A 24190-nucleotide genomic window follows, 5' to 3' on the forward strand; every position below is an offset into this window, starting at 1 on the left:
ATCCAGAATAGACAGAAGCGATACATTTGAGACTGCGAATGCTCTGCAAAGTCCAAGCAGGGTGCGCTGGCACGAACAAGACTGTTGCACGCCCCGTAACAGTGCATGTCCGGAATCGCTATTTTTCCATTGGGCTCAAGTGCTTATTCTGAGCGGGCTTTCACGGCACACGCCGCAAAGCACCCAGCTTTGGCTGCTGAGTAACCCGCGCCAGCGCTGACCGATTTCAGATGAGTCGATGCTTCGATTGATCGCCCAGGTGTTCACTGACGTTGATTTGTAGCTCCTTGATCCAACGTCTTACCTTGGCCGCTGCGTTTGCAGCGGCCTTTTTTATGGGCGAAAGTTTTGCCGATCGGGTTGCTCATTAGCCGGGCATGACACACGTCACAGCGAATACTTCTGCAAGTTTGCCATCATTTCCTTCAGCGCTTCAATGTTGTCCTTCGGATGCACCGCGCCTTCGAAATCGCATATCTGCTGCCAGTGCGCCGCGACATCTTCCGGCGAGAAACCACTGCGCGGATCGAACCCGGCGCCGAGGCTGCGTTCCCAGCGCACCTTGCCCATCCAGCCACCACCGACTTCAAACAGGCCGGAGGTTTCCTGGCACTGTTCACTGGCCAGGTACACCACCAGCGGGCTGACCAGCTCCGGTTTGAGCTGTTCGAACACTTGCGGCGGGATCAGGCCTTCGGTCATGCGCGTGCCGCCGGTAGGCGCGATGGCATTGACCAGAATGTTGTTCTTGCGACCTTCGATGGCCAGGGTACGGGTCAGGCCGTAGAGGCCGAGTTTGGCCATGCCGTAGTTGGACTGGCCGAAGTTGCCGTAGATGCCCGAGGTCGATGCCGTGAAGATCACCCGGCCGTAGTTTTGCTCACGCAGGTGCGGCCACGCGGCGCGGGTCACTTTGTAGGCGCCCTCGACGTGGACGCGATAGACCAGATCCCAGTCAGCGTCGTCCATCTTGTGAAAGGTCTTGTCGCGCAGAATCCCCGCGTTGTTCACCACCACGTCGACACGGCCAAAGGCGTCGAGGGCGTTCTGTACCAGTTTGTCGCCGTCGGTGACCGAGTCATGGTTGGCCTCGGCGATGCCGCCGGCTTCGCGAATTTCCGCCACCACACGGTCGGCGGCGGAGGCGTTGGCGCCTTCGCCCTGAGTCGAGCCGCCGAGGTCGTTGACCAGCACCCTGGCGCCGTGCCGGGCAAACAGCAACGCGTGCGCCCGGCCCAGGCCACCACCGGCGCCGGTGACGATCACGACTTTGTCTTCGAAACGTACGGACTCATTCATCGCAGGAACTCCAGCAGGCCTGAGGGACAGTAATCCCGAGTGTCAGGCACGGGGCTTTCGCTCACAACGAACAGGGCTGGGGCTGAATGGTGGGCGATAAGGCTGGGGGATGATGAACAGCAAAATCAAAAGATCAAAAGATCGCAGCCTTCGGCAGCTCCTACATTAATTTGTGCAGGAGCTGCCGCAGGCTGCGATCTTTTGATCTTTCAGGAGCACGCCACCTTGCGCGGCGGCAACTCCAGACGCTGACGAAACGCCAGGTAATGCTTGAGCACCTGCACCGGCGCTTCGATTTGTGGGTAATGACCGATGCCCGGCAACAACACGGTGTCGGCATCAGCAATCAGCTCACGATAACGCTCGACCATGTGCGCACCGGAGATCGGGTCGACTTCGCCATCGATCACTCGCAGCGGGATTTCATCACGCTGCATGGCCGCCACCCAACGGTCGCGCTGCACACGGCGCTCGGGGATGTAGCTGATCAGTTTGTGCAGGATGCGTGGGCCGCGATGGGTCTCGATCAGACTCCAGAAATCATCCAGCTCACTTTCGCTGGGGCCGGTCTGCGGACCAAAGATCTGCCGGAAACTTTTCACCAACGCGTCACGGCTGAACGCCCGCCCGATCATCCAGCCCAGCGGGCTGAGCAACAGCTTTTGCATCAGCACCGGGCGATGGGTTTCCGGGAACAGTCCGCCATTGAGAAAGACACAACTGGCCACCTCGATCCGGTTTTCGTAATGCCGGGCGAGCAGTTCCTGGGCAACGCTGTCACCGTAATCGTGAGCCAGCACATGCACCGGTTGTTCGATCTGAAGATGCGCCAGCAGCGCCTGTTGCAGGTCGGCCTGTTCCAGCAGGCTGTAGCGGTGATGCAACGGTTTGGCCGAATCCCCGAAACCGAGCATGTCGCAGGCAATCACTCGATAACGCTGGGCCAGTGGTTGCCATAGATAGTGCCAATCCCAACTGGCCGTCGGAAAACCGTGGATCAGCAGCAGCGGCTCACCCTGCCCCGCCGTCCAGTAGCGGATCGACTGGCCGCGGAAGACAAACGTCCGGCTGCGTTTGCGCCAGACACACAGAGGAATCTCGGCAAGAGGCATCAGAGTTTATATCCGGGGTCTTGTTTATCGAGTTTGCGCAGCAGCGCCGGCCAGGCTAGCGCGCCGCCCATGCCTTGAGCACTTTTGGTCACGCCGGCGATCATCGCTTTGGCGCCCGCGAGTATCTGCGGTTCGATGGCGATCAGTTCAGCACCGCCGGTTTGCGCCATGACCTGAATATCGCAGGCGCGCTGGAAGGTGAACATCATCAGAAAGGTGTCGGCGATGGTGCTGCCACAGGTCAGCAAACCGTGGTTGTGCAGCATGAGGAAATTGTTCTCGCCAAGGTCGGCCTGCAAACGGGCCTTCTCTTCATGATTCAGCGCCACGCCTTCATAGGCGTGATAAGCCAGGCTCGACAGCACGAACAGCGACTGCTGACTGATCGGCAACACGCCCTGCTTTTGCGCCGACACCGCGACACCGGATGCGGTGTGAGTGTGCAGCACGCAGACCACATCGTGCCGCACTTCATGCACGGCGCTGTGAATGGTGTAGCCGGCGGGATTGATTTCGTAGGGACTGTCCATCAGCTTGTTGCCGGCCTGATCGACTTTGACCAGGCTCGACGCGGTGATCTCATGGAACATCAACCCGAACGGGTTGATCAGGAAGTCTTCGGTGCCGGGGACCTTGGCCGAGATGTGGGTGAAGATCAGGTCGTCCCAGCCATGCAACGCCACCAGTCGATAGCAGGCGGCAAGATCGACCCGAGTCTGCCATTCCGCCGCACTGACCTGGTCTTTGACATCAAGGGACGACTGGACGGGGGCTACGCTCACTGTATGCACCTCTGCGTTCTTATTGTTCTGCACGTGTCAGCAGTCTAGTCAGGCGCAGAGGATCGCGGAGTTGCATTGCCAGCCAGCTTGATGACTGAGCGGGTCAGCCATGCAAACACCTTGGATCCATGTCAAAGCAACGACGCCAACAAAGGCGCGGCGAACAGATTGAGCAACCCGGTCAGCACCATCACCAGCCCCGCCACCGAGCCTTCTTCACCGCCCACTTCATGCGCCCGACTGACGCCTGCGCCGTGCGCGCCAACCCCGAACAACGCACCGCGCGCCAGGGCACTGCGCAACGGCAGCCACTTGAGCAACACGCCACCGAGCATCGCGCCGAACACGCCGGTGAACATCACGAACACCGCGGTCAGTTCCGGCACACCACCGAGATCCTGCGCCAGTGGCATGGCGAACGGCGTGGTGATCGAACGTGGCACCAGTGACATGGTCACCGAGCTGTCGAGCGCCAGTGCCCTGGCCAGACCGAACGAGGTGGCGATCGACGCGGCACTACCGGCAAACATACCCAGCAGCAACGCGGACCAATGCTGCATGAGCAATCGCCGCTGCTGCCAGATCGGCACCGCGAAAGCGACCGTCACCGGCCCGAGTACCAGCATCAACCAGTGGGTGTTGCTGGAATATTCGGCGTAGGCGGTGTGCAGCGGCACGGCGAGGGCCAGCAGCAGCGCCGGCACCAGAATCAGCGGCGACAGCAGATAACGTCCGGTACGCCGATAAATCCAGCGACTGAACAGATACGCCAGCAGGGTGAAAGCGAGCCAGAACATCGGCATCCATTCAAGCTTCATGGGACCGCCTCAGGCGCACGGCCAGCTCGACGGTGAATGCGGTCACGAGCATCACCATCAGGGTACTGGCGCCGATCACCAGCAGAATCCGCCAGCCGTCATTGCGCAGCAGTGCGCCGTAGTCGAGCAGACTCATCAGTGCCGGAATAAAGAACAACAGCATCTCGGCCATCAGCAACCCGGCACCCAGTTGCAGCGCCGCCGGTTTGACCCAGCCAAACGCGAACGCCAGCAGCAACAAAGCCATGCCGATGACGCCGCCGGGAATCGGCCAGGCCAGCCACGCGGCGATCTGGCAGCCGAGCAGGTAGAGACCGAGCAGCACGGCCAGTTCTGCGAATAGACGGGAAAGATATTTGAGGGATGCGGCGTTCATGTTGGGCTCCTTACAGGGGCTTATTTTACGAAGCGGCCTGCCATCCCAGAAGCGAATTGTTAGACTCAGTCCTATTCCACAATGGAATCGGAACATGGAATTCAAACAGCTGCGCAGTTTTGTCGAAGTCATGCATCAGGGCGGCTTCACCCAGGCGGCGAAAACCCTGCACATCAGCCAGTCGGCCGTGAGCAAGCAAGTCGCGCAACTGGAGCAGAGCCTCGGCACGCCATTGCTTGAACGCCTCGGCTCGCAACTGCGCCTGACCGCCGCGGGCAGCGTGGTGCTGCAGCGCGCCGAAGGCATGTTGCGTTTGCGCAATGAGTTGCTCAGCGAACTGGATGATTTGAGCCAACTGGCTCGCGGTGAACTGCGCCTCGGCCTGCCGCTGCTGGGCAGCGATGCACTGTTCGCCGGGCTGTTTGCCGAGTATCGGCGGCGCTATCCGAACATCAGCATTCAATTGCTTGAGGGCGGCAGCCGCAATGTCGAGCAGGCGGTGCTCAGCGGCGAACTGGAGTTGGGCGGGAGCCTGCTGCCGAAAGATCCGCAGTTCGACTTCCAGCCTTTCTGCGATGAAAAGCTCGATGCGCTGCTGCCGGTGGATCATCCGTTGGCAGCACGCGGCGAGATTGGTCTTGAGGAATTGGCCGACACGCCGTTCCTGCTGTATCAGCGCAGCTTTGTGCTCAATGACCGTCTACTGCAGGCCTGCCAGCAACTGGGCTTTACCCCGAAAGAAGGCGGGCGCAGTGGCCAGGCGGATTTTCTCGTGGCACTGGTGGCCGCCGGGCAAGGCGTGGTGCTGCTGCCCAGTGTGGTCGCCCGGGCACTGCAGCGTCCGGGCGTGGTGCGCCTGACCTTGCGCGCACCGGATTACTTGCGTTGGGACATCGCGTTCATCTGGCGCCGGGGTGCCTATCTGTCGAAAGCTGCGCAGGCCTGGCTGGCCTTGCTGCGCGAGCGCGCGATCAGCCCTTGAGCGTGGCGATCAGTTGCGCCAGCCATGGCTCGGCGTCGGTTTCCGGGGTCACGCTTTCGCTGGCGTCCAGACGCAGCATCTGATGCACTTCGCGCACGCCCAGCTCGGCGAACAACTCACGCATCAGTTCGCCGCCGCCACAGAACGTATCGCCGTAACTGGCATCGCCCAAACCGATCACCGCGCCCGGCAAACCGCGCCAGGCCATTGGCAGTTGATCGCGAATGCTCGAATACAGCGGCACCAGATTATCCGGCAACTCACCCATGCCGGTGGTCGAGGTCACCGCAAGAAACGCTTCAGGGCCGAACGCCTGAAGGTCCGCCAGGCTGGCGCGCGGGTTGTAGAAGGTTTCAAAACCGGCGTCTTTCAGCAGGTTCTGCGCGTGACGGGCGACTTCTTCGGCCGTGCCGTAAACCGAGCCGGAGAGGATGGCGACTTTCATCAATCTGATCCTGAAGCTGAAAAAAAGAGCGGCGATAGTAGCAGTCCCGACAGAGATGTTGCGACTGGCTCTCAACAGACGCTGATGGCCTATAGACAGCGCCGGCTGATCTTCTAGAATGCGAGCCATCGACAATGCTGAAAGGATTCACAGATGATCAATGCCAGTCTGTTGCAAATGGTGATCAACGCGTCGAACGACGGAATCGTGGTGGCTGAGAAAGAAGGTGAGCAGGACAACATCCTGATCTATGTGAACCCGGCCTTCGAACGCCTGACCGGTTACAGCAGCGAAGAGATTCTCTATCAGGACTGCCGCTTTCTGCAGGCCGGAGACCGTGATCAGGCAAGTCTGGAGCGGATTCGCGGAGTGTTGCGCGAGGGTGGTTCGTGCCGGGAGATCCTGCGCAACTACCGCAAGGACGGCACACCGTTCTGGAACGAACTGTCGCTTTCGACGGTAAAAAATGCCGATGACGGTCAGACCTACTTCGTCGGTGTGCAGAAGGATGTCACCGTTCAGGTCAAGGCACAGCAGCGCGTCATTCAGCTGGAGGCCGAGGTTGCGGCATTACAAGCGGAGCTTGCAGCGTTGAAAGCGACGAACGGCGCAAACAAAACAGCGAACTAAGTGTCATTAACTACAATCACCAATGACTTTGTAACTATTTCTTTCGAGCCAGGCCATGCAACGCGACGCCCTCCTGACCCAGGATGAGCTGGATTTCATCCAGACCATGCAGCACAACCCGCAGCTCAATGTGCGGGATGCGACGTCGAGCCTGCTGGTCAATGGTGGTTCGCAGATCCGCGACTTGCTCACGCGCCTCGCGGCTCAAGAGCAAGTGACCATCCAGGCCAACTTCGAAAATCAGCAGATGACCTTTCCGCTGCACCTGGTGGAAGACGAATTCCACGCCTTGCACCTGCGTCTGGGCGTACCGAGCATTTACGAAGACGGGCCGATGGTTCGCCCATGGCGCCTGACCCTCGAAGAGCCGGTAGCGCTGGAAAATGCCAAGGGCCAGCCGGGCATGATGTGGGTGCACGAGGTGTCGCACAAAGGCGTGCTGCTGGAAATGCGCAACAAGACCAAACCACCCAAGCATTTCGCCCTGTGGTTCAGCCCGTCAGGCTATGAGCGGATTTCCCTGCGCGGCAATTTCGAGCGCGAAACCGAGCACGGCTTCTACGCCTACGAGCTGAGCCAGACCGATGCCGATGAAACCGAACGCCTGCGCCAGTTCATTCTGCAGCAACACCGTCTGACCCACCCCGCCCTGCACACCTGATCGTCAGGTATCCAGTGTCCCCGCGAGAAACTGCGTCATGCGCTGACGCATCGTCGCCCCTTCATTGCCCAGACAACCGATCGACGATCCGGCCAGGTTGTCCTGTGCCAGATCAGCAGTATCACCGGCGAGCATGACCTGACAATCCAGACTTAACGCCAGACGGTTCAACCGTCGCGGCAAATCGGCTGTCGGGGCGTGGTTGGAAAACAGCACCAGCGCCTGCGGCTTGATCCGCTCGCACACCAGCGCCAACTCATCGAATGGCTGACCGGTGGTCAGCACCCGCACCCCGGCGTCATTGCCACTGAGAAACAACGCGGCAACCAGTAGCTCGAGTTCACGACACTGACCGGCGAGCGCACTGACAATCACCTTGCGCGGTTGCGTGCCGCGCAGCGCAACAATGCGCTGCAGCACCCGAGCCCGCAGGAACCCGTCGAAAAACAGCCACTCGCTGGTCTGACCGAAGGCGTCCTGGCGCTGCAACATCTGCAGCCACAACGGCATGAGGATGTCCTGAAACACCACCGGCAGCGAGTAGGAAGAGAAAATCTGGTTGTAGACCTGATCCAGCGCGCGGTCATCGAACGCACTGACTGCAACTTGCACCTGCTGCTGCCACTGCGCGTAATCGGTCTGAACCAGATCATCGGGGATGATATGCGCCAGGGCCTTCAATGGCTCGGTCTTGGCGAGGATCTTGCCGACCTTGCTCACGGCCACGCCGCGATCGATCCAGTCGACGATGCTGCGCACACGCTCGATTTCGGTCATCGAATACAACCGGTGCCCGCTTTCGGTGCGCGTCGGCTGGATCAAACCGTAGCGGCGCTCCCATGCACGCAGCGTAACCGGGTTGACGCCGGTCAGCCGCGACACCTCCCGAATAGGGAACAACTCCTCGCGCTCTAGCGCGACAGAGGCCTGCGGGGCAGGGTTAGCGTCCGTGATAACAGCCATGGTGCTGGTGTGTCCGCGCGGTAAATTTGGATCCCATTCTACATCCGATGCCCTCTATCGGTTCAACCCAATGAACAGAGACGAAAGTCTCTGAAACTGTCATCAAAATCGGGAATAATCCTTGCTTGCTGAAAAGTGCAGGCCCCTACCCCGGCCTGCGCCATGCGAAATCTCCTACCCGGAGCGACGCAATCGAAATATGGAGATACACAATGTCTACTTCCCCCGTCACGCTGATGGTTGCTCGTCGCGTCGCCGACGGCCGCTATCATGACCTGATTGCCTGGCTGCGCGAAGGCGAACAACTGGCCACAGACTTTCCCGGTTACCTGGGTTCCGGCGTGCTCGCTCCGCCACCCGGTGACAACGAATTCCAGATCATTTTCCGCTTCGTTGACGAGCAGACCCTACACGCTTGGGAACACTCGGCCTCGCGTACCGCTTGGTTGGCCCGGGGCAGCGATCTGTTTGCGCACCCCAAAGAGCATCGAGTCAGCGGCATCGAAGGCTGGTTCGCCGCGGCTGGTCAGCGGCCTCCGCGCTGGAAACAGGCTGTGGCGATCTGGCTGGCGTTCTTCCCGGTATCGCTGCTGTTCAACTTTGTCCTCGGCCCGCTGCTCGGCGAGATGAGCCTGCTGCCGCGGGTGTTGATCAGCACCGCATGCCTGACGCCGCTGATGGTGTACTTCTTCATTCCGCTGTCGACGCGGTTGCTGGCCAACTGGTTGAACGCTGTGCCGGCGCGACCTTTGCCTGCAACACCCTCTACGCAAAATCGCTAAAGATCGCAGCCTCGTTGCACTCGTCAGCTCCTACAGATGAATGCGCCCCTGCAGGAGCTGCCGAAGGCTGCGATCTTTTCGGCAGCGTCGCTGTTATAGTTTTTACTCTGACCGCGACCCGAGCCGTACATGACCAATTCCTCCGCCCCGATCCTCATCACCGGTGCCGGCCAGCGTGTCGGTCTGCACTGCGCGCAGCGTTTGCTTGAGGACGGCCATCAGGTCATCTTCACCTACCGCAGCGAACGTCCCGGCGTGCAAGCCCTGCGGGATCTGGGCGCGATCGGGGTGTTCGCGGACTTCTCCAGCGAAGCCGCCATCCTCGTCTTCATCGAAGAACTGAAAAGCCACACCGACTGCCTGCGCGCCATCATCCACAACGCCTCCGAATGGCTGGCGGAAACCTCGGGCAACGAAGCCGAAGCCTTCTCGCGCATGCTCAACGTGCACATGCTCGCGCCGTACCTGATCAACCTGCACTGCGCCGACCTGCTCAGGCGCTCGACGCCGGCGGACATCATCCACATCAGCGACGACGTCACCCGCAAGGGCAGCAGCAAGCACATCGGTTATTGCGCCAGCAAGGCCGGGCTCGACAGCCTGACCCTGTCGTTCGCCGCGCGTTATGCACCGGCGATCAAGGTCAACGGCATCGCGCCGGCCCTGCTATTGTTCAATCCCGACGACGACGCGGCGTACCGTGCCAAGGCGCTGGCCAAATCCGCGCTGGGCATCGAGCCCGGCAGCGAAGTGATCTACCAGAGCCTGCGCTATCTGCTCGACAACCCCTATGTCACCGGCACGACCCTGACCGTCAATGGCGGACGGCACGTCAAATAAGCTGCTGCGCGAGGATCTCCCATGAGCCGTACCCTGCCCGAGAATTACCGCGAGATCCTCATCGGCCTCGGCGAAGACCCCGACCGCGAAGGCCTGCTCGACACCCCGGTGCGCGCGGCCAAGGCCATGCAATACCTGTGTCACGGCTATGAACAGAGTGTGGATCAGATCGTCAATGGCGCGCTGTTTGCCTCTGACAGCGACGAGATGATCATCGTCGCCGATATCGAGTTGTACTCGTTGTGCGAACATCACCTGCTGCCCTTCATCGGCAAGGCCCATGTGGCTTATATTCCGACAGGCAAGGTGCTGGGGCTGTCGAAGATCGCGCGGTTGGTGGACATGTTCGCCCGGCGCCTGCAGATTCAGGAAAACCTCACCCGGCAGATTGCCGATGCGGTGCAACAGGTCACCGATGCCGCCGGCGTCGCGGTGGTCATCGAGGCCCGGCACATGTGCATGATGATGCGCGGTGTCGAGAAACAGAATTCGACCATGAACACCTCGGTCATGCTCGGCGCCTTTCGCGACTCGAGCAACACCCGTCAGGAGTTCCTGCAATTGATTGGACGGAGCAAGTAAATGTCACAACTTCAACCGGGAATGGCGCGCATCCGGGTCAAGGATCTGCGCCTGCGCACCTTTATCGGGATCAACGAGGACGAGATCCTCAACAAGCAGGATGTGCTGATCAACCTGACCATCCTGTACGCAGCGCAGGAAGCGGTGCGTGACAACGACATCGATCACGCGCTGAACTACCGCACCATCACCAAGGCGATCATCGCCCACGTCGAGGGCAATCGTTTTGCGCTGCTCGAACGCCTGACCCAGGAGCTGCTGGATCTGGTGATGACCCATGCCGCGGTGCTGTACGCCGAAGTCGAAGTCGACAAGCCGCATGCGCTGCGGTTTGCCGAATCGGTGTCGATCACCCTCGCCGCCAGCCGCTGAGCATGTCTGGCGCATCGCGCGCCAGACTTTTATCATCCGCGCCACGAATAGACTGCACAGAGCCCATCATGACCGAGCAACAACGCCTCGAACTCGAAGCCGCCGCCTTCCGCCGACTGGTTGCCCATCTGGACAGCCGCAAGGACGTGCAGAACATCGACCTGATGAACCTCGCCGGGTTCTGCCGCAACTGCCTGTCCAAGTGGTACAAGGCTGCCGCCGACGAGAAGCAGATCGAGGTCAGCCTCGACGACGCCCGTGAAGTGGTTTACGGCATGCCTTATGCCGAATGGAAAGCCCAATACCAGCAAGAAGCCAGCGCCGAACAACAGGCGGCGTTCGCCAAAGGAAAACCCAATGAGTGATCTGAACACTCTGCGCGCCAGCCTCAAGAGCGGCGAACACGTTTTTGCCGACACCTTGGCTTTCATCGCCGCCGGTTACGACTACCAGCCTCAGGCGTTCAACAACGGTGGTGTGGAAAACGCCGCCGGGCAGAATGAAGGTTCGTGCAAGACCTTGGGTCTGGCGCTGTTGGAAGGCTTGAGTGATGAGGAAGCGCTGCTGGCATTCGGCGAGCATTACCGCTCGGTGCTGGCGACGCCTGAAGGCAGCGACCACGGCAATATCCGCGCGCTGATCAAGCACGGGCTGGCCGGTGTGAGGTTCGAAGCACAGCCGCTGACCCGCCGCTGATTCAAGAGCAAAGATCGCAGCCGGCGGCAGCTCCTACACTGATTCCCGTAGGAGCTGCCGCAGGCTGCGATCTTTTGACTCTCATAAAAAAACCGGCCGAAGCCGGTTTTTTTGTGTCTGCGATTTAGAACGAAGCGTTCTGCAGACCGTCCAGATAACGCTCGGTGTCCAGTGCCGCCATGCAGCCGGCGCCGGCCGAGGTGATGGCCTGACGGTAAACGTGGTCGGCCACGTCACCGGCAGCGAAGATACCTTCGACGCTGGTAGCAGTGGCGTTGCCGTCACGACCGCCCTGCACCACCAGGTAACCGTCTTTAAGGGTCAACTGGCCTTCGAACAGCGAGGTGTTCGGGGTGTGGCCGATGGCGATGAACACGCCGTCGACCTTGATTTCGTCGAAGCTGCCATCGTTGTTCTTCAGGCGCGCGCCGGTCACGCCCATGTTGTCGCCCAGCACCTCATCGAGGTTGGCGTTCAACTTGAGGATGATCTTGCCTTCGGCCACGCGGGCGTTGAGCTTGTCGATCAGGATCTTCTCGGCGCGGAAGGTTTCGCGACGGTGGATCAAGGTCACGGTACTGGCGATGTTGGCCAGGTACAGTGCTTCTTCAACCGCGGTGTTGCCGCCACCGACCACAGCCACTGGCTTGTTGCGGTAGAAGAAACCGTCGCAGGTCGCGCAGGCGGAAACGCCTTTGCCCATGAACGCTTCTTCCGACGGCAGGCCCAGGTAGCGAGCGCTGGCACCGGTGGCGATGATCAGCGCGTCGCAGGTGTAAGTCGCACTGTCGCCGGTCAGGGTGTACGGCTTGGCGGCGAAGTCCACAGCGTTGATGTGATCGAAAACGATCTCGGTTTCAAAACGCTCGGCGTGCTCGCGCATCCGCTCCATCAGCGCCGGGCCGGTCAGGCCGTGTACGTCGCCTGGCCAGTTGTCGACTTCGGTGGTGGTGGTCAGTTGACCGCCGGCCTGCATGCCGGTGATCAGCAGTGGCTTGAGGTTGGCACGGGCGGCGTAGACCGCAGCGCTGTAACCGGCAGGGCCGGAACCGAGAATAATCACTCGCGAATGACGGACTTCAGACATGACCTGCTCCTGTTGACCGGGCCGAAAGACTGGCGCGGAACGCCGGACTGCCGGCGGGAATAAAAAAGGACTGTGGATAACCTTGGGGAAGGCATGAGCTCGACAGTCCTGTAAAAAGTTGGGTGCAGCGTATCGAGGGGGGCAAGATTAAGGAAATACGGAATAACAATCCAGCTCATAGGTGGTCTCTATACGCAGACTCCGACCAGATCGACGTCTTTGTTACAGTGAATGTCGATGGCTCTGCCGCGCTTTCGCACCGGTTGCAAAGTCGGTAAGGTCGGCGCGTTTTCCCTTGCTCGGAGCACCTTATGCCCGCCCCTGTTCTGTCCGGCCCGCAATACCTGCGCGAAGGCCTCAAACTGGTTCTCAGCCCGGGCCTGCGCCTGTTCGTGCTGCTGCCGCTGGCGATCAACCTGGTGCTGTTCGTCGGATTGATCTATCTGGCCGGCCATCAGTTCAGCCTGTGGGTCGACAGCCTGATGCCGTCGCTGCCCGACTGGCTGAGTTTTCTCAGCTACATCTTGTGGCCACTGTTCGTTGTGCTGGTGGCGTTGATGGTGTTTTTCACCTTCACCATGCTCGCCAACGTCATCGCCGCACCGTTCAACGGCTTCCTAGCGGAAAAAGTCGAAGTGGTGGTACGCGGCACCGATGATTTCCCGGCCTTCAGTTGGGGCGAACTGATCGCGATGATCCCGCGCACCCTCGCCCGGGAAATGCGCAAACTCGGCTATTTCCTGCCGCGGGCGATCGGCCTGTTCATCCTCTCGTTCATCCCCGTGGTGAACATCGTCGCCGCGCCGCTGTGGCTGCTGTTCGGCGTGTGGATGATGGCGATCCAGTACATCGACTACCCGGCGGACAACCACAAACTGGGCTGGAACGAGATGCTCGCCTGGCTGCGCCAGAAGCGCTGGCAGAGCATGAGTTTTGGCGGCATCGTCTATCTGGCGCTGCTGATTCCGGTGGTGAACATTCTGATGATGCCGGCCGCCGTAGCGGGCGCGACCTTGTTCTGGGTACGTGAGCGCGGGGCGGAGAACCTCGTCACGCAGCGCTAGGCCGCTCCCAAACAGCCAGTCACAAATCCATCATCCGAACGTCACAAGCGCGACATGGCCTCAGCCGACACTGAGGTCATGACGACAGCTCTGCATATCACCCTGATCAGCGAAACCTTCCCACCGGAAATCAACGGGGTGGCCAATACCCTTGGTCGCTTGTGCGATGGCTTGCGCGCGCGTGGGCATCAGGTGGAACTGGTGCGACCGCGCCAGGCGGGGGATCCGCAGCGTGTCGAGGACGATGCCTTGCTGTTGTGCCGGGGCTGGCCGTTGCCGGGCTATCCCGGTCTGCAATGGGGCCAATCGTCGATGCACAAACTGCTGCGGCGCTGGAAGCGTCATCGCCCGGACGTCTTGTACATCGCCACCGAAGGCCCGCTCGGTTTGTCGGCGTTGCGTGCGGCGCGACGCCTGGGGATTTCGGTGGTCAGCGGTTTTCACACCAATTTCCAGCAATACACCAATCAATATGGGCTGAGTTTGCTGACGCGCTTGCTGACCCATTATCTGCGCTGGTTTCACAACCGCTCGGCGATGACCCTGGTACCGAGCGTCAGTCAGCGCCTGGAACTGGAGCGTCGGCATTTCGACCGTCTCGCCCTGCTCTCCCGAGGCGTGGACAGCCAGTTGTTTCATCCGGCCAAGCGGTTGAACGGACTACGTGAGCAATGGGGCCTGAGCGAGCAGGACATCGCGGTGATTCATGTAGGACGTCTGGCCCCGGAAAAGAACCTCGGTCTGCTCAAGCGCTGCTTCGACACCCTCTGCCGGACTTATCCACAGCGCAACCTGAAGTTGATCGTGGTGGGCGACGGACCGCAACGGCTTGCGCTGGAAAAGGATCTCCCGCAAGCGATCTTCTGTGGCTCACAACGCGGTGAAGCGCTGGCGGCGCATTATGCGTCCGGCGATATTTTTCTGTTCCCGAGTATGACCGAAACCTTTGGCAACGTAGTGCTTGAAGCACTGGCTTCAGGGCTGGGGGTGGTGGCTTACGATCAGGCTGCGGCGGCGCAGCACATTCGCCATGGCTACAACGGCGTGTTGGCGATGCCGGGGGATGAGGAAGCGTTCTGCGATGCGGCGGCCTGGTTGCTGGAAGAAGATGAACGCTTGCGCTGTGTGCGTCTGAATGCGCGCCAGCATGCCAGTCGTCAGGGGTGGGCGGTGATCATCGAGCAATTTGAAAAGCATTTGCGTGGGGCGTGTGTGCGGGAGCAGGTGGTGCCGAATGCGCAGACATTGCCCTGAATCCTGGCTGACTTTGAAGCCGCTATCGCTGGCAAGCCAGCTCCCACAAGGGGCTGCGGTGAACACATTTTTTGTGAACACCCGCAAAACCTGTGGGAGCTGGCTTGCCAGCGGTAGCGTCAGTGAGAGCGCCGCTTAAACCAGCGTCATCAACGCCTCACGGCTGAACGGCAGAATGTCCTGCTCACGCCCTTCACGCACTTTCAGCGCCCAGTCCGGATCCACCAGCAGCGCACGACCCACTGCCACCAGATCGAACTCGTCGTTGTTCAGACGCTCCAGCAGTTTCTCCAGGCTCGCCGGTTGCGCGACCTTGTCGGTGTTGACCATGAACTGCAGGAACTCGCCGTCCAGACCGACGCTGCCCACGGTGATGGTCGGTTTGCCGGTCAGCTTGCGCGTCCAGCCGGCCAGGTTCAGTTCGGAACCGTCGAACTCAGGCTCCCAGAAACGCCGCGTCGAGCAGTGGAAAATATCCACTCCGGCGTCGGACAGCGGCTTGAGAAATTCGCCCAGCGCCTCCGGGGTCTGCACCAGACGCGCGGTGTAATCCTGCTGCTTCCATTGCGAAAAACGGAAGATGATCGGGAAGCCTTCACCGACTGCCGCGCGCACCGCTTGAATCAATTCAATGGCGAAACGCGAGCGGTTGGCCAGGCTACCGCCGTATTCGTCGCTGCGCTGGTTGCTGCCTTCCCAGAAGAACTGGTCGATCAGGTATCCGTGGGCGCCGTGGATTTCCACGCCGTCCATGCCGATGCTTTGCGCATCTTTGGCCGCCTGGGCGAACGCGGCGATCACGTCCTGAATGTCCTGTTTGCTCATGCCGTGCACCACGAGCTGGCCGTCCTTGAGTTTTTCCGTCGGACCGTAAGCCGGCACGCTGGCGTCCGGTTCAGTGCCGATGCGGCGCACACTGCCGACATGCCACAGTTGCGGAACAATCTTGCCGCCCTCGGCATGCACCGCGTCGACGACTTTTTTCCAGCCGGCCAGTGGCGCTTCACCGAAGAACTGCGGCACGTTCGGGTAACCGTTGGAAGCCTTGTGACCGACCGTGGTGCCTTCGGTGATGATCAGGCCGACACCGGCCGCAGCACGGCGACGGTAGTACTCGATCACTTTGGAATTGGGTACGCCACCCGGGGAAAACGAGCGGGTCATCGGCGCCATGACCACGCGGGTCGGCAGTTCGAGGGCACCGAGGTGGAACGGTTTGAACAGGGCTTGCACCGGCATGGGAAGGCTCCACAGGGAATGACTTTATGACGGCGATAATATGAACAGTCAGCGCCCTTGAACAGCACTATTGATCTGAATGATTAAGGGTCAAAAGTCAGGCAAAAAAAATCGCAGCTCGATGGCTGCGATTTTTGTGTTTCAGCCCAGCGCTTTTTCAATCGCGTGGACAATGGTCGGATCATCCGGCGGCGTGCGTGGCGAGAATCGCGCGAGCACCCGGCCGTCCTTGCCGAGCAGAAACTTCTCGAAATTCCAGGTGATGTCACCGGGAAATTCCGCGCCCTCTCCCGCCAGCAAGCGGTACAGCTGATGGCGCTCATGGCCGTTGACTTCAAGCTTGCTCGACAACGGAAACGTCACGCCGTAGTTGAGGCTGCAGAACTCTTGAATTTCCTTCTCGGAGCCTGGTTCCTGGCCAGCAAACTGATTGCACGGCAGGCCCAGCACACTGAAACCTTTGTCTTTGAACTGCTGATAGAGGTTTTCCAGTGCCGCGTACTGTGGGGTCAAGCCGCATTTGGAGGCGACGTTGACCACCAGCACGACTTGGCCCTTGAAAGGCGCCAGCGGTAGCTCCTGACCATCCAGGGCTGTCAACTTAAGGTCGTGAAAAGCACTCATGACGGACTCCAGATTCCCGTGTTCTACTCGAAACAGCCACTTGGCGAGAGCGCCAAGGACAGCCGCGGACTAAAAAGGCGCCCGCAGGCGCCTCTCCAGTACTCGAAGCTTAGCGCAGAAAATCAGTGGTGATGGCCACCTTCGCCATGGACGTGGCCATGAGCGACTTCTTCCTGGCTGGCGTCACGGATAGCAACGACCTTCACTTTGAAGTTCAGGCGCTGACCGGCCAGTGGGTGGTTGCCGTCGACGGTGACGTCGTCGCCGTCCAGGTCACGGATGGTCACGATCTGCATCTGGCCGTCCGGCGCCGAAGCGTGGAACTGCATGCCGACTTCCAGCTCGTCAACGCCTTCGAACATGCTGCGGCTCAGGGTGCTGACCAGTTCAGCGGCGTATTCGCCGTAAGCGTCTTCCGGTTCTACGGACACTTCCAGCTCGTCACCAACAGCTTTGCCTTCCAGAGCTTTTTCCAGGCCCGGGATGATGTTGCCTGCGCCTTGCAGGTAGACCAGCGGAGCGCCGCCGGCGGAGCTGTCGATGACCTCACCAGCGTCGTTGGTCAGGGTATAGTCGATGGAGACAGCCTTATTGGCGGCGATCAGCATGGGGCGAGACCTTTTGCAGAAGAATATAGAAAGGCCAAGTTTAGCGAAGCAATCGCGCGAAAGCGAACACAACCCGGACAAACGGGATTCGACGATCACCGGCTTCCATCAGGATGAAGACGGTCACTGGGTGGCCGAGCTTTCCTGTGGCCACACCCAGCACCTGCGCCATCAGCCGCCATGGCAATCGCGCGCCTGGGTCCTGGACCCGGCGCAACGTATTGAAAAAATAGGCCAACCCTTTACCTGCGGTTGGTGCGCACAAGGCTCGGTTAGCGATAACCTTGGCGACTGAATTTCGGTAGGCGATCACGTATGGATCGCCACCATTGCCATGCAACTTTAGAGAATTCGCATGCAAACTTTTTTTATCGCGCCCACCGATTTTGGCGTGGGCCTGACCTCCATCAGCCTCGGGCTGGTGCGTACCCTGGAGCGGGCCGGACTGAAAGTCGGCTTCTTCAAACCGATTGCCCAGCCGCATCCGGGTGACACCGGGCCTGAGCGCTCCACCGAACTGGTGGCGCGCACCCACGGTCTGAAACCGCCGCAACCACTGGGTCTGGCCCACGTCGAGCGGATGCTCGGCGACGGTCAGCTCGATGAGTTGCTTGAAGAAATCATCGCCCTGTATCAGCAAGCTGCCATCGGCAAAGACGTGCTGGTGGTCGAAGGCATGGTGCCGACCCGCAGCGCCAGTTACGCCGCGCGGGTCAACCTGCACCTGGCCAAGAGCCTGGATGCCGAGGTGATTCTGGTCTCGGCGCCGGAGAATGAAGTGCTCGCCGAACTTTCCGGTCGCGTGGAATTGCAGGCGCAATTGTTCGGCGGCCCGAAAGACCCGAAAGTCCTCGGCGTGATCCTCAACAAGGTCAAGACCGACGAGAGCATGGAGGCCTTCGCCACACGGCTCAAGGAACATTCGCCGTTGTTGCGCAGCGGTGATTTCCGCCTGCTCGGCTGCATTCCGTTCCAGCCCGAACTCAATGCACCGCGTACCCGCGACGTCGCCGACCTGATGGGCGCGCAGGTGCTCAACGCCGGCGATTACGAAACCCGGCGCATGACCAAAATCATCATCTGCGCGCGCACCATGCGCAACACTGTGGAGCTGCTCAAGCCCGGCGTGCTGGTGGTGACCCCGGGCGACCGCGACGACATCATTCTCGCGGTCAGCCTCGCGGCGTTGAACGGCGTGCCGCTGGCCGGTCTGTTGCTGACCAGCGACACCCTACCCGATCCGCGCATCATGGACCTGTGCCGTGGCGCGTTGCAGGCCGGTCTGCCGGTGCTGTCGGTGAGCACCGGTTCCTACGACACCGCTAATCTGCTCAATGGCCTGAACAAGGAAATCCCCATCGATGACCGCGAGCGTGCGGAGATCATCACTGACTTCGTCGCCAGCCATCTCGACGCCAAGTGGCTGCACCAGCGCTGCGGCACACCGCGGGAAATGCGCCTGTCGCCAGCGGTATTCCGTTATCAACTGATCCAGCGCGCGCAGTCGGCGAACAAACGCATCGTCCTGCCCGAGGGCAGCGAGCCGCTCACCGTGCAAGCGGCGGCGATCTGCCAGGAACGCGGCATCGCCCGTTGCGTGCTGCTGGCCAAACCCGAGGACGTCGAAGCGGTGGCCCGCGCTCAGGGCATCGAGTTGCCGCCGGGGCTGGAGATTCTCGACCCGGACCTGATCCGCGAACGCTATATCGAGCCGATGGTCGCCCTGCGCAAGAGCAAGAGCCTCAACGCGCCGATGGCCGAACAGCAACTGGAAGACACCGTGGTGATCGGCACCATGATGCTCGCGCTGGATGAAGTCGACGGCCTGGTCTCGGGCGTGATCAACACCACCGCCAACACCATCCGTCCGGCGCTGCAACTGATCAAGACCGCACCGGGTTGCACGCTGGTGTCGTCGGTCTTCTTCATGCTGTTCCCCGAAGAAGTGCTGGTCTACGGCGACTGCGTGATGAACCCGCACCCGAGCGCCGTCGAACTGGCGGAGATCGCCCTGCAGAGCGCCGATTCCGCAGCGGCATTCGGCATCACCCCGCGCGTGGCGATGATCAGTTACTCCAGCGGCGAATCGGCCAGCGGTGAAGAGGTCGAGAAAGTCCGCGAAGCCACCCTGCTCGCCCACGAGCAACAGCACTCGCTGCTGATCGACGGCCCGCTGCAATACGACGCCGCCGCCAACGCAGACGTCGCCCGGCAACTGGCGCCGAACAGCCAGGTAGCCGGTCGCGCCACGGTGTTCGTATTCCCTGACCTCAACACCGGCAACACCACTCACAAAGCCGTGCAACGCAGCGCCGACTGCGTCAGCCTCGGCCCGATGCTGCAAGGCCTGCGCAAACCGGTGAACGATCTGCCGCGCGGCGCGCAGGTCGACGACATCGTCTACACCATCGCCCTGACCGCGATTCAAGCCGCCAACCGACCTATGGATGTGTAAATGCTGGACTTCCTGCCCGCCCCGATTCGCGGCGTGATCGCCGCGCTACTGTTGGCGCTCAATACGATTCTGCTGTGCTCGTTCCTGTTCTGCGTGGCGCTGATCAAAGTGCTGCCGTTCGACCTCGCCCGCCGCGCCTCACTGTGGCTGATGAGCCACACCCACGAAGCCTGGATCAGCAACAACAAAGCCTGGATGAACCTGGTGCGCCGCACCCGCTGGCACATCAGCGGCCTGCAAGGCCTGGACTACCAACACTCGTACCTGATCACCAGCAACCACCAGAGCTGGGTCGACATTCTGGTGCTGCAATACGTGCTCAACCGCCGCATCCAGCCGCTGAAGTTCTTCCTCAAGCAGGAACTGATCTGGGTTCCGGTGATCGGTCTGGCCTGGTGGGCGCTGGGCTTCCCGTTCATGAAGCGCTACTCCAAGGCGTACCTGGAAAAGCACCCGGAGAAGAAAGGCAAAGACCTCGAAACCACGCGCAAGACCTGCGCGAAATTCCGCAACAATCCGGTGGGGATTTTCAACTTCGTCGAAGGCACACGCTTCACCGAAGGCAAGCACGCGCAGCAGCAGTCGCCGTTCAAATACCTGCTCAAACCCAAGGCGGGTGGTATCGCCTTCGTGCTCGATGCGATGGGTGAGCAACTCGAGTCGATCGTCAACGTGACCATCCACTATCCGGGCGGGCGTCCGGGTTTCTGGGATCTGCTGTGCGGCAACGTGCGCGACGTGGTGGTGCACTTTGAAGAGCTGCAGATCCCGCCAGCGTTCATTGGCAAGAACTACGACCAGGACGGCGAATATCGCCTGCAATTCCAGGGCTGGATCAACCAGCTGTGGCAGGACAAGGATGCGCTGCTGGAACAGATGCACCGCGAATTCGCAGACAAACGCTAATCCCCTGTAGGAGTGAGCCTGCTCGCGATAGCGGTGGAGCAGCCACTCCAATGTTGAATGACATACCGCTATCGCGAGCAGGCTCGCTCCTACAGTTGGGTTGGGTGCGTTCAGTTGGAGATTGGTCGGTTCGCAGGCCACCATCGCTGGCAAGCTCGCTCCCACAGTTTGAAACCGGTGTATCCAGGTAGAAATTGGTCGGCTGTCAGGCCGCCATCGCTGGCAAGCCAGCTCCCACAGGAAAAACTACAGCCAGGCGCACGCTTTTCACCACTCAAATGGCCGAGTGTCAGCTCGCCGAAAGCTCTTGATCTTGATCCACGGGCGACGTCGGAAGGCTGAGCGGAGGGATTGATCCGGGGGTGGGAGCGCAGCGACCGTTTGGCGAAGCCAAACACAGCGAGAGGAGGTGCAGCGAAGCAAACCGTAGGCGCTGCCCCCGGATCGATCCCGCAGCGAAGGGACCCCGAGCTTTAGCGAGCGGGCCGAACGCAGGAGCAAGCGTTTTTTTGCTTACTTTTTTTAGGCGTTTGTAAAAAAAGTGAGTCGCCGTAAGGGCGAAACCGCCAGCCGCAGCACCCGAAGAAACGGATATTCACTCAGCCAGACAGAGCATGGTCGCCTATAAAGGCGCCATCGCTGGCAAGCCAGCTCCCACAGTGGAATGAGCTCGCGCAAAAATCGCAGCCAACAAAAAACCCGCCGATGATCACTCATCCGCGGGCCTTTCATTTCCGGCTAACGCTTAAATCGCGCCACGCTTGCGCAGCAGATCCAGCACTTGCTTCACGCTCTCTTCCAACGACAGCGACTGCGTGTCGATCACCAGATCAGCATTCAGCGGCACGTCATACGGGAACGACTCACCCGGAATATTATCGCCACCGGCAGCATACAGACCCTGCGGATCACGCTCGGCACACACCGCCGGCGAAGCCTGCACATAAACCGTCAGCAGACGCTCCTTGCCGATCAGATCCTTGGCCTGTTCACGACCTTCGGCACTCGGCGCCACAAACGCCGCCAGGGTCAACAGACCAGCCTCGTTGAACTGACGCGCCACATGCGCCGCACGCCGCCAGTTCTCGGTACGCCCGGCACGATCCTGCGGCAGCCCCTTGTTCAGGTCGTGACGCAGATTCTGACCATCGAGCACAAACACCGCACGGCCCATGTCGAACAGCTTGCGCTCGACCGCATAGGCCAGCGTGCTCTTGCCCGCGCCCGACAGACCGCTGAACAACACGGTTGCTGGCTGCTGGCCGAAGCGCTGGGCACGTTCCTGAGTGGCAACGTGGGCCAGTTTGCCGTGATGCGTCGCGGTACCGTGAGACAGCGGCTGCGCAACGATCATGCCGGCGCCGACGGTGCCGTTGGTCAAACGATCGATAACGATGAACGCGCCAGTGGTGCGGTTGCTGTCGTAACCGTCGAGGGCGATCGGCGCGTCGAGCGCGATCTTCACCTTGCCGATTTCGTTGAGCTGCAACGCGCTCGCCGGGCCTTCTTCGAGGGTGTTCACGTCGACCTTGTTGACGATGCTGGCAATCGAGCCCGGCACGTAACTGGTGGCGCGCTTGATGTCGTATTTCTTGCCCGGCAGCATCGGCTCTTCAGCCATCCACACCAGCATCGCTTCGAAGCTGTCGGTGACCGGTGGGACGTTGTCGGCATGCACCAGCAGGTCGCCACGGGAGATGTCGATTTCGTCTTCCATGGTCAGCGTCACCGCTTGACCCGGGCCGGCCTGCTCCAGCTCACCTTCGAAGGTGACAATGGATTTGACGCGGCTGCTCTTGCCCGACGGCAGAACCACCACTTCGTCGCCCTTGTGCACGATGCCGCTGGCCAGCGTGCCAGCGAAACCGCGGAAGTTCAGGTTCGGACGGTTGACGTACTGCACCGGGAAACGCAAATCGGTGAAGTTGCGGTCGCCCGCCACTTCCACGGTCTCGAGGATTTCCATCAGCGACTGCCCTTTGTACCAAGGCGAGCGCTCGGACTTGTTCACCACGTTGTCGCCCTTGAGGGCAGACATCGGCACGAAGTGCATGCTGGTCGGCTTCATCTTCAAGCCTTCGGCGAACTTCAGGTAGTCAGCCTTGATCGACTCGAACACGCCTTCGTCGAAGTCTTTCAGGTCCATCTTGTTGATGGCGACGACGATGTGCTTGATGCCGAGCAACGAGGCAATGAAGCTGTGGCGGCGGGTCTGGGTCTGCACGCCGTAACGGGCGTCGACCAGGATGATCGCCAGGTCACAGGTGGAGGCACCGGTGGCCATGTTGCGGGTGTACTGCTCATGGCCTGGGGTGTCGGCGATGATGAATTTGCGTTTGGCGGTGGAGAAATAGCGGTAGGCGACATCGATGGTGATGCCCTGCTCACGCTCGGCCTGCAGGCCGTCGACCAGCAACGCCAGGTCGATGTCGTCACCGGTGGTGCCGACTTTCTTCGAATCGCGGGTAATGGCTTCCAGATGATCTTCGTAGATCATCTTGGAGTCGTGCAGCAGGCGCCCGATCAGGGTGCTCTTGCCGTCATCGACGTTACCGCAGGTCAAAAAGCGCAGCAGCTCTTTACGTTCGTGCTGGCCCAGGTAGGCGAGGATGTCCTCGCTGATCAAATCAGATGCGTGCGACATGACAACCCCTTAGAAATAACCCTGACGTTTCTTGTCTTCCATCGAGCCTGCGCCATCGTGGTCGATGACCCGGCCCTGGCGCTCGGAAGTTCGCGTCAGGAGCATTTCCTGAATGATGTCCGTGAGGGTTTCAGCCTCGGACTCCACCGCGCCCGTCAACGGGTAGCAGCCAAGGGTACGGAAACGCACTTTCTTTTTGACGATGCGTGCCTTGTCCTCGTCGGACAGGTGTTCAAGGATACGGTCGTCGTCGATCATGATCAGCGTGCCGTTCTTCTCGATCACTTCACGCTCGGCGGCGAAGTACAGCGGCACGATCGGGATGCCTTCGAGGTAGATGTACTGCCAGATGTCCAGTTCGGTCCAGTTCGACAACGGGAACACACGGATGGATTCGCCCTTGTTGACCTTGCCGTTGTAGACGTTCCACAGCTCCGGACGCTGGTTTTTCGGATCCCAGCGGTGCTTGCTGTCGCGGAACGAGTACACGCGCTCCTTGGCGCGGGATTTCTCTTCATCGCGACGGGCGCCGCCGAACGCGGCGTCGAAACCATGCTTGTCGAGCGCCTGCTTGAGGCCCTCGGTCTTCATGATGTCTGTGTGTTTGGCGCTGCCGTGGGTGAACGGGTTGATGTTCTGCGCCACGCCATCGGGGTTGATGTGGGTGATCAGGTCCAGGCCCAGCTCTTCGACCATCTTGTCGCGGAACTTGTACATCTCCTGGAATTTCCAGCGAGTGTCGACGTGCATCACCGGAAACGGCAGTTTGCCCGGGAAGAACGCCTTGCGTGCCAGATGCAGCATCACGGCGGAGTCTTTACCGATGGAGTACAGCATCACCGGGTTGTCGAACTCGGCGGCCACCTCGCGGATGATGTGGATGCTTTCCGCCTCCAGCTGTTTCAGATGCGTCAGTTTGTCGACCATGGCTACTCACGAAAGCTTTCTTATGAACGGCCAGCGGGCCGT

General features: G+C 60.5%; 27 protein-coding genes. 14 read left to right on the forward strand and 13 right to left on the reverse strand.

Annotated features, from left to right (window positions below; all coding sequences use genetic code 11):
• Positions 1-387 precede the first annotated feature (387 nt).
• From ACU680_RS09530 to ACU680_RS09550, 5 genes are all read right to left on the reverse strand, one after another.
• Complete coding sequence (locus ACU680_RS09530; RefSeq protein WP_448179304.1) at positions 388-1299, reverse strand: SDR family oxidoreductase; 912 nt, start codon at positions 1297-1299, stop codon at positions 388-390.
• Between the two features lie 209 nt (positions 1300-1508).
• The gene (locus ACU680_RS09535) at positions 1509-2411 is read right to left on the reverse strand and encodes an alpha/beta fold hydrolase (protein ID WP_448179305.1); all 903 of its coding nucleotides are present in this window, start codon (positions 2409-2411) and stop codon (positions 1509-1511) included.
• Complete coding sequence (locus ACU680_RS09540) at positions 2411-3193, reverse strand: class II aldolase/adducin family protein (protein ID WP_007968062.1); 783 nt, start codon at positions 3191-3193, stop codon at positions 2411-2413. Before ACU680_RS09540 ends, ACU680_RS09535 begins: the two co-directional genes overlap by 1 nt.
• 131 nt (positions 3194-3324) lie before the next feature.
• The gene (locus tag ACU680_RS09545; protein ID WP_007968060.1) at positions 3325-4011 is read right to left on the reverse strand and encodes an LrgB family protein; all 687 of its coding nucleotides are present in this window, start codon (positions 4009-4011) and stop codon (positions 3325-3327) included.
• Positions 4001-4387, reverse strand: coding sequence for a CidA/LrgA family protein (locus tag ACU680_RS09550; protein WP_007968058.1), 387 nt, complete (start codon positions 4385-4387; stop codon positions 4001-4003). Before ACU680_RS09550 ends, ACU680_RS09545 begins: the two co-directional genes overlap by 11 nt.
• 94 nt (positions 4388-4481) lie before the next feature.
• Between ACU680_RS09550 and ACU680_RS09555 the strand changes: the two genes are divergently transcribed.
• Positions 4482-5369, forward strand: a complete 888-nt coding sequence (locus ACU680_RS09555; RefSeq protein WP_448179306.1) for a LysR family transcriptional regulator — start codon at positions 4482-4484, stop codon at positions 5367-5369.
• Here ACU680_RS09555 and ACU680_RS09560 read toward each other — a convergent pair.
• The gene (locus tag ACU680_RS09560; RefSeq protein ID WP_448179307.1) at positions 5359-5814 is read right to left on the reverse strand and encodes a flavodoxin; all 456 of its coding nucleotides are present in this window, start codon (positions 5812-5814) and stop codon (positions 5359-5361) included. The genes ACU680_RS09555 and ACU680_RS09560 overlap by 11 nt on opposite strands.
• Positions 5815-5967: 153 nt before the next feature.
• Between ACU680_RS09560 and ACU680_RS09565 the strand changes: the two genes are divergently transcribed.
• A complete protein-coding gene (locus ACU680_RS09565) occupies positions 5968-6444 on the forward strand; it encodes a PAS domain-containing protein (RefSeq protein ID WP_007968050.1) in 477 nt (158 codons plus the stop codon).
• Between the two features lie 55 nt (positions 6445-6499).
• Positions 6500-7105, forward strand: a complete 606-nt coding sequence (locus ACU680_RS09570) for a hypothetical protein (protein WP_007968048.1) — start codon at positions 6500-6502, stop codon at positions 7103-7105.
• Positions 7106-7108: 3 nt separating this feature from the next.
• On the opposite strand, the gene ACU680_RS09575 is transcribed toward ACU680_RS09570, so the two are convergent.
• The gene (locus ACU680_RS09575) at positions 7109-8068 is read right to left on the reverse strand and encodes a MerR family transcriptional regulator (RefSeq protein ID WP_448179308.1); all 960 of its coding nucleotides are present in this window, start codon (positions 8066-8068) and stop codon (positions 7109-7111) included.
• A 212-nt stretch (positions 8069-8280) separates the two neighbouring features.
• On the opposite strand from ACU680_RS09575, the gene ACU680_RS09580 reads away from it, so the two are divergent.
• From ACU680_RS09580 to ACU680_RS09605, 6 genes are all read left to right on the forward strand, one after another.
• Positions 8281-8850, forward strand: a complete 570-nt coding sequence (locus ACU680_RS09580; RefSeq protein WP_367083143.1) for an antibiotic biosynthesis monooxygenase — start codon at positions 8281-8283, stop codon at positions 8848-8850.
• A gap of 129 nt (positions 8851-8979) precedes the next feature.
• The gene (folM, locus tag ACU680_RS09585) at positions 8980-9690 is read left to right on the forward strand and encodes a dihydromonapterin reductase (RefSeq protein ID WP_448179309.1); all 711 of its coding nucleotides are present in this window, start codon (positions 8980-8982) and stop codon (positions 9688-9690) included.
• 21 nt (positions 9691-9711) lie between these two features.
• The gene (folE, locus tag ACU680_RS09590; protein ID WP_007968043.1) at positions 9712-10272 is read left to right on the forward strand and encodes a GTP cyclohydrolase I FolE; all 561 of its coding nucleotides are present in this window, start codon (positions 9712-9714) and stop codon (positions 10270-10272) included.
• Positions 10273-10644, forward strand: a complete 372-nt coding sequence (gene folX / locus ACU680_RS09595) for a dihydroneopterin triphosphate 2'-epimerase (protein ID WP_007968040.1) — start codon at positions 10273-10275, stop codon at positions 10642-10644.
• A gap of 68 nt (positions 10645-10712) precedes the next feature.
• On the forward strand, positions 10713-11009 hold the full coding sequence (locus ACU680_RS09600) for a DUF1244 domain-containing protein (protein WP_115986687.1): 297 nt from the start codon (positions 10713-10715) through the stop codon (positions 11007-11009).
• On the forward strand, positions 11002-11340 hold the full coding sequence (locus ACU680_RS09605; RefSeq protein WP_448179310.1) for a HopJ type III effector protein: 339 nt from the start codon (positions 11002-11004) through the stop codon (positions 11338-11340). Before ACU680_RS09600 ends, ACU680_RS09605 begins: the two co-directional genes overlap by 8 nt.
• A 124-nt stretch (positions 11341-11464) precedes the next feature.
• On the opposite strand, the gene trxB is transcribed toward ACU680_RS09605, so the two are convergent.
• On the reverse strand, positions 11465-12427 hold the full coding sequence (trxB, locus tag ACU680_RS09610) for a thioredoxin-disulfide reductase (protein ID WP_003221727.1): 963 nt from the start codon (positions 12425-12427) through the stop codon (positions 11465-11467).
• A 311-nt stretch (positions 12428-12738) separates the two neighbouring features.
• On the opposite strand from trxB, the gene cysZ reads away from it, so the two are divergent.
• Entirely contained in the window at positions 12739-13491 is a 753-nt protein-coding gene (gene cysZ / locus ACU680_RS09615; RefSeq protein WP_007968036.1) for a sulfate transporter CysZ, read from the forward strand.
• Positions 13492-13545: 54 nt separating this feature from the next.
• A complete protein-coding gene (locus ACU680_RS09620; protein ID WP_448179311.1) occupies positions 13546-14745 on the forward strand; it encodes a glycosyltransferase family 4 protein in 1200 nt (399 codons plus the stop codon).
• Between the two features lie 135 nt (positions 14746-14880).
• On the opposite strand, the gene ACU680_RS09625 is transcribed toward ACU680_RS09620, so the two are convergent.
• The 3 genes from ACU680_RS09625 to ACU680_RS09635 form a co-directional block, all read right to left on the reverse strand.
• Positions 14881-15984, reverse strand: coding sequence for an NADH:flavin oxidoreductase (locus ACU680_RS09625; protein WP_448179312.1), 1104 nt, complete (start codon positions 15982-15984; stop codon positions 14881-14883).
• A 141-nt stretch (positions 15985-16125) separates the two neighbouring features.
• Positions 16126-16608, reverse strand: coding sequence for a glutathione peroxidase (locus tag ACU680_RS09630; RefSeq protein WP_448179313.1), 483 nt, complete (start codon positions 16606-16608; stop codon positions 16126-16128).
• Between the two features lie 122 nt (positions 16609-16730).
• Positions 16731-17216, reverse strand: coding sequence for an FKBP-type peptidyl-prolyl cis-trans isomerase (locus ACU680_RS09635; protein WP_007968032.1), 486 nt, complete (start codon positions 17214-17216; stop codon positions 16731-16733).
• Here ACU680_RS09635 and ACU680_RS09640 point away from each other — a divergent pair.
• Genes ACU680_RS09640 through yihG form a run of 3 tightly spaced genes read left to right on the forward strand, consistent with a single transcriptional unit; the run spans position 17185 to position 20577 of the window.
• Positions 17185-17511: a DUF3565 domain-containing protein gene (locus ACU680_RS09640; RefSeq protein ID WP_448179314.1), complete on the forward strand. Its 327-nt coding sequence runs from the start codon at positions 17185-17187 to the stop codon at positions 17509-17511. The two genes, ACU680_RS09635 and ACU680_RS09640, sit on opposite strands and share 32 nt — an antisense overlap.
• 60 nt (positions 17512-17571) lie before the next feature.
• Positions 17572-19671 carry a phosphate acetyltransferase gene (pta, locus tag ACU680_RS09645; protein ID WP_448179315.1) on the forward strand — a complete coding sequence of 700 codons (2100 nt, stop codon included), beginning with the start codon at positions 17572-17574 and terminating at the stop codon, positions 19669-19671.
• Positions 19672-20577 carry a 1-acylglycerol-3-phosphate O-acyltransferase, YihG family gene (gene yihG, locus ACU680_RS09650; RefSeq protein WP_448179316.1) on the forward strand — a complete coding sequence of 302 codons (906 nt, stop codon included), beginning with the start codon at positions 19672-19674 and terminating at the stop codon, positions 20575-20577.
• Positions 20578-21322: 745 nt separating this feature from the next.
• Here yihG and cysN read toward each other — a convergent pair.
• Together cysN and cysD are read right to left on the reverse strand one after the other, a co-directional pair.
• Entirely contained in the window at positions 21323-23221 is a 1899-nt protein-coding gene (cysN, locus tag ACU680_RS09655; protein WP_448179317.1) for a sulfate adenylyltransferase subunit CysN, read from the reverse strand.
• A gap of 9 nt (positions 23222-23230) precedes the next feature.
• The gene (gene cysD / locus ACU680_RS09660) at positions 23231-24148 is read right to left on the reverse strand and encodes a sulfate adenylyltransferase subunit CysD (protein WP_003221715.1); all 918 of its coding nucleotides are present in this window, start codon (positions 24146-24148) and stop codon (positions 23231-23233) included.
• Positions 24149-24190 lie beyond the last annotated feature (42 nt).

The sequence above is a fragment of the Pseudomonas sp. LF020 genome, from assembly GCF_053456425.1.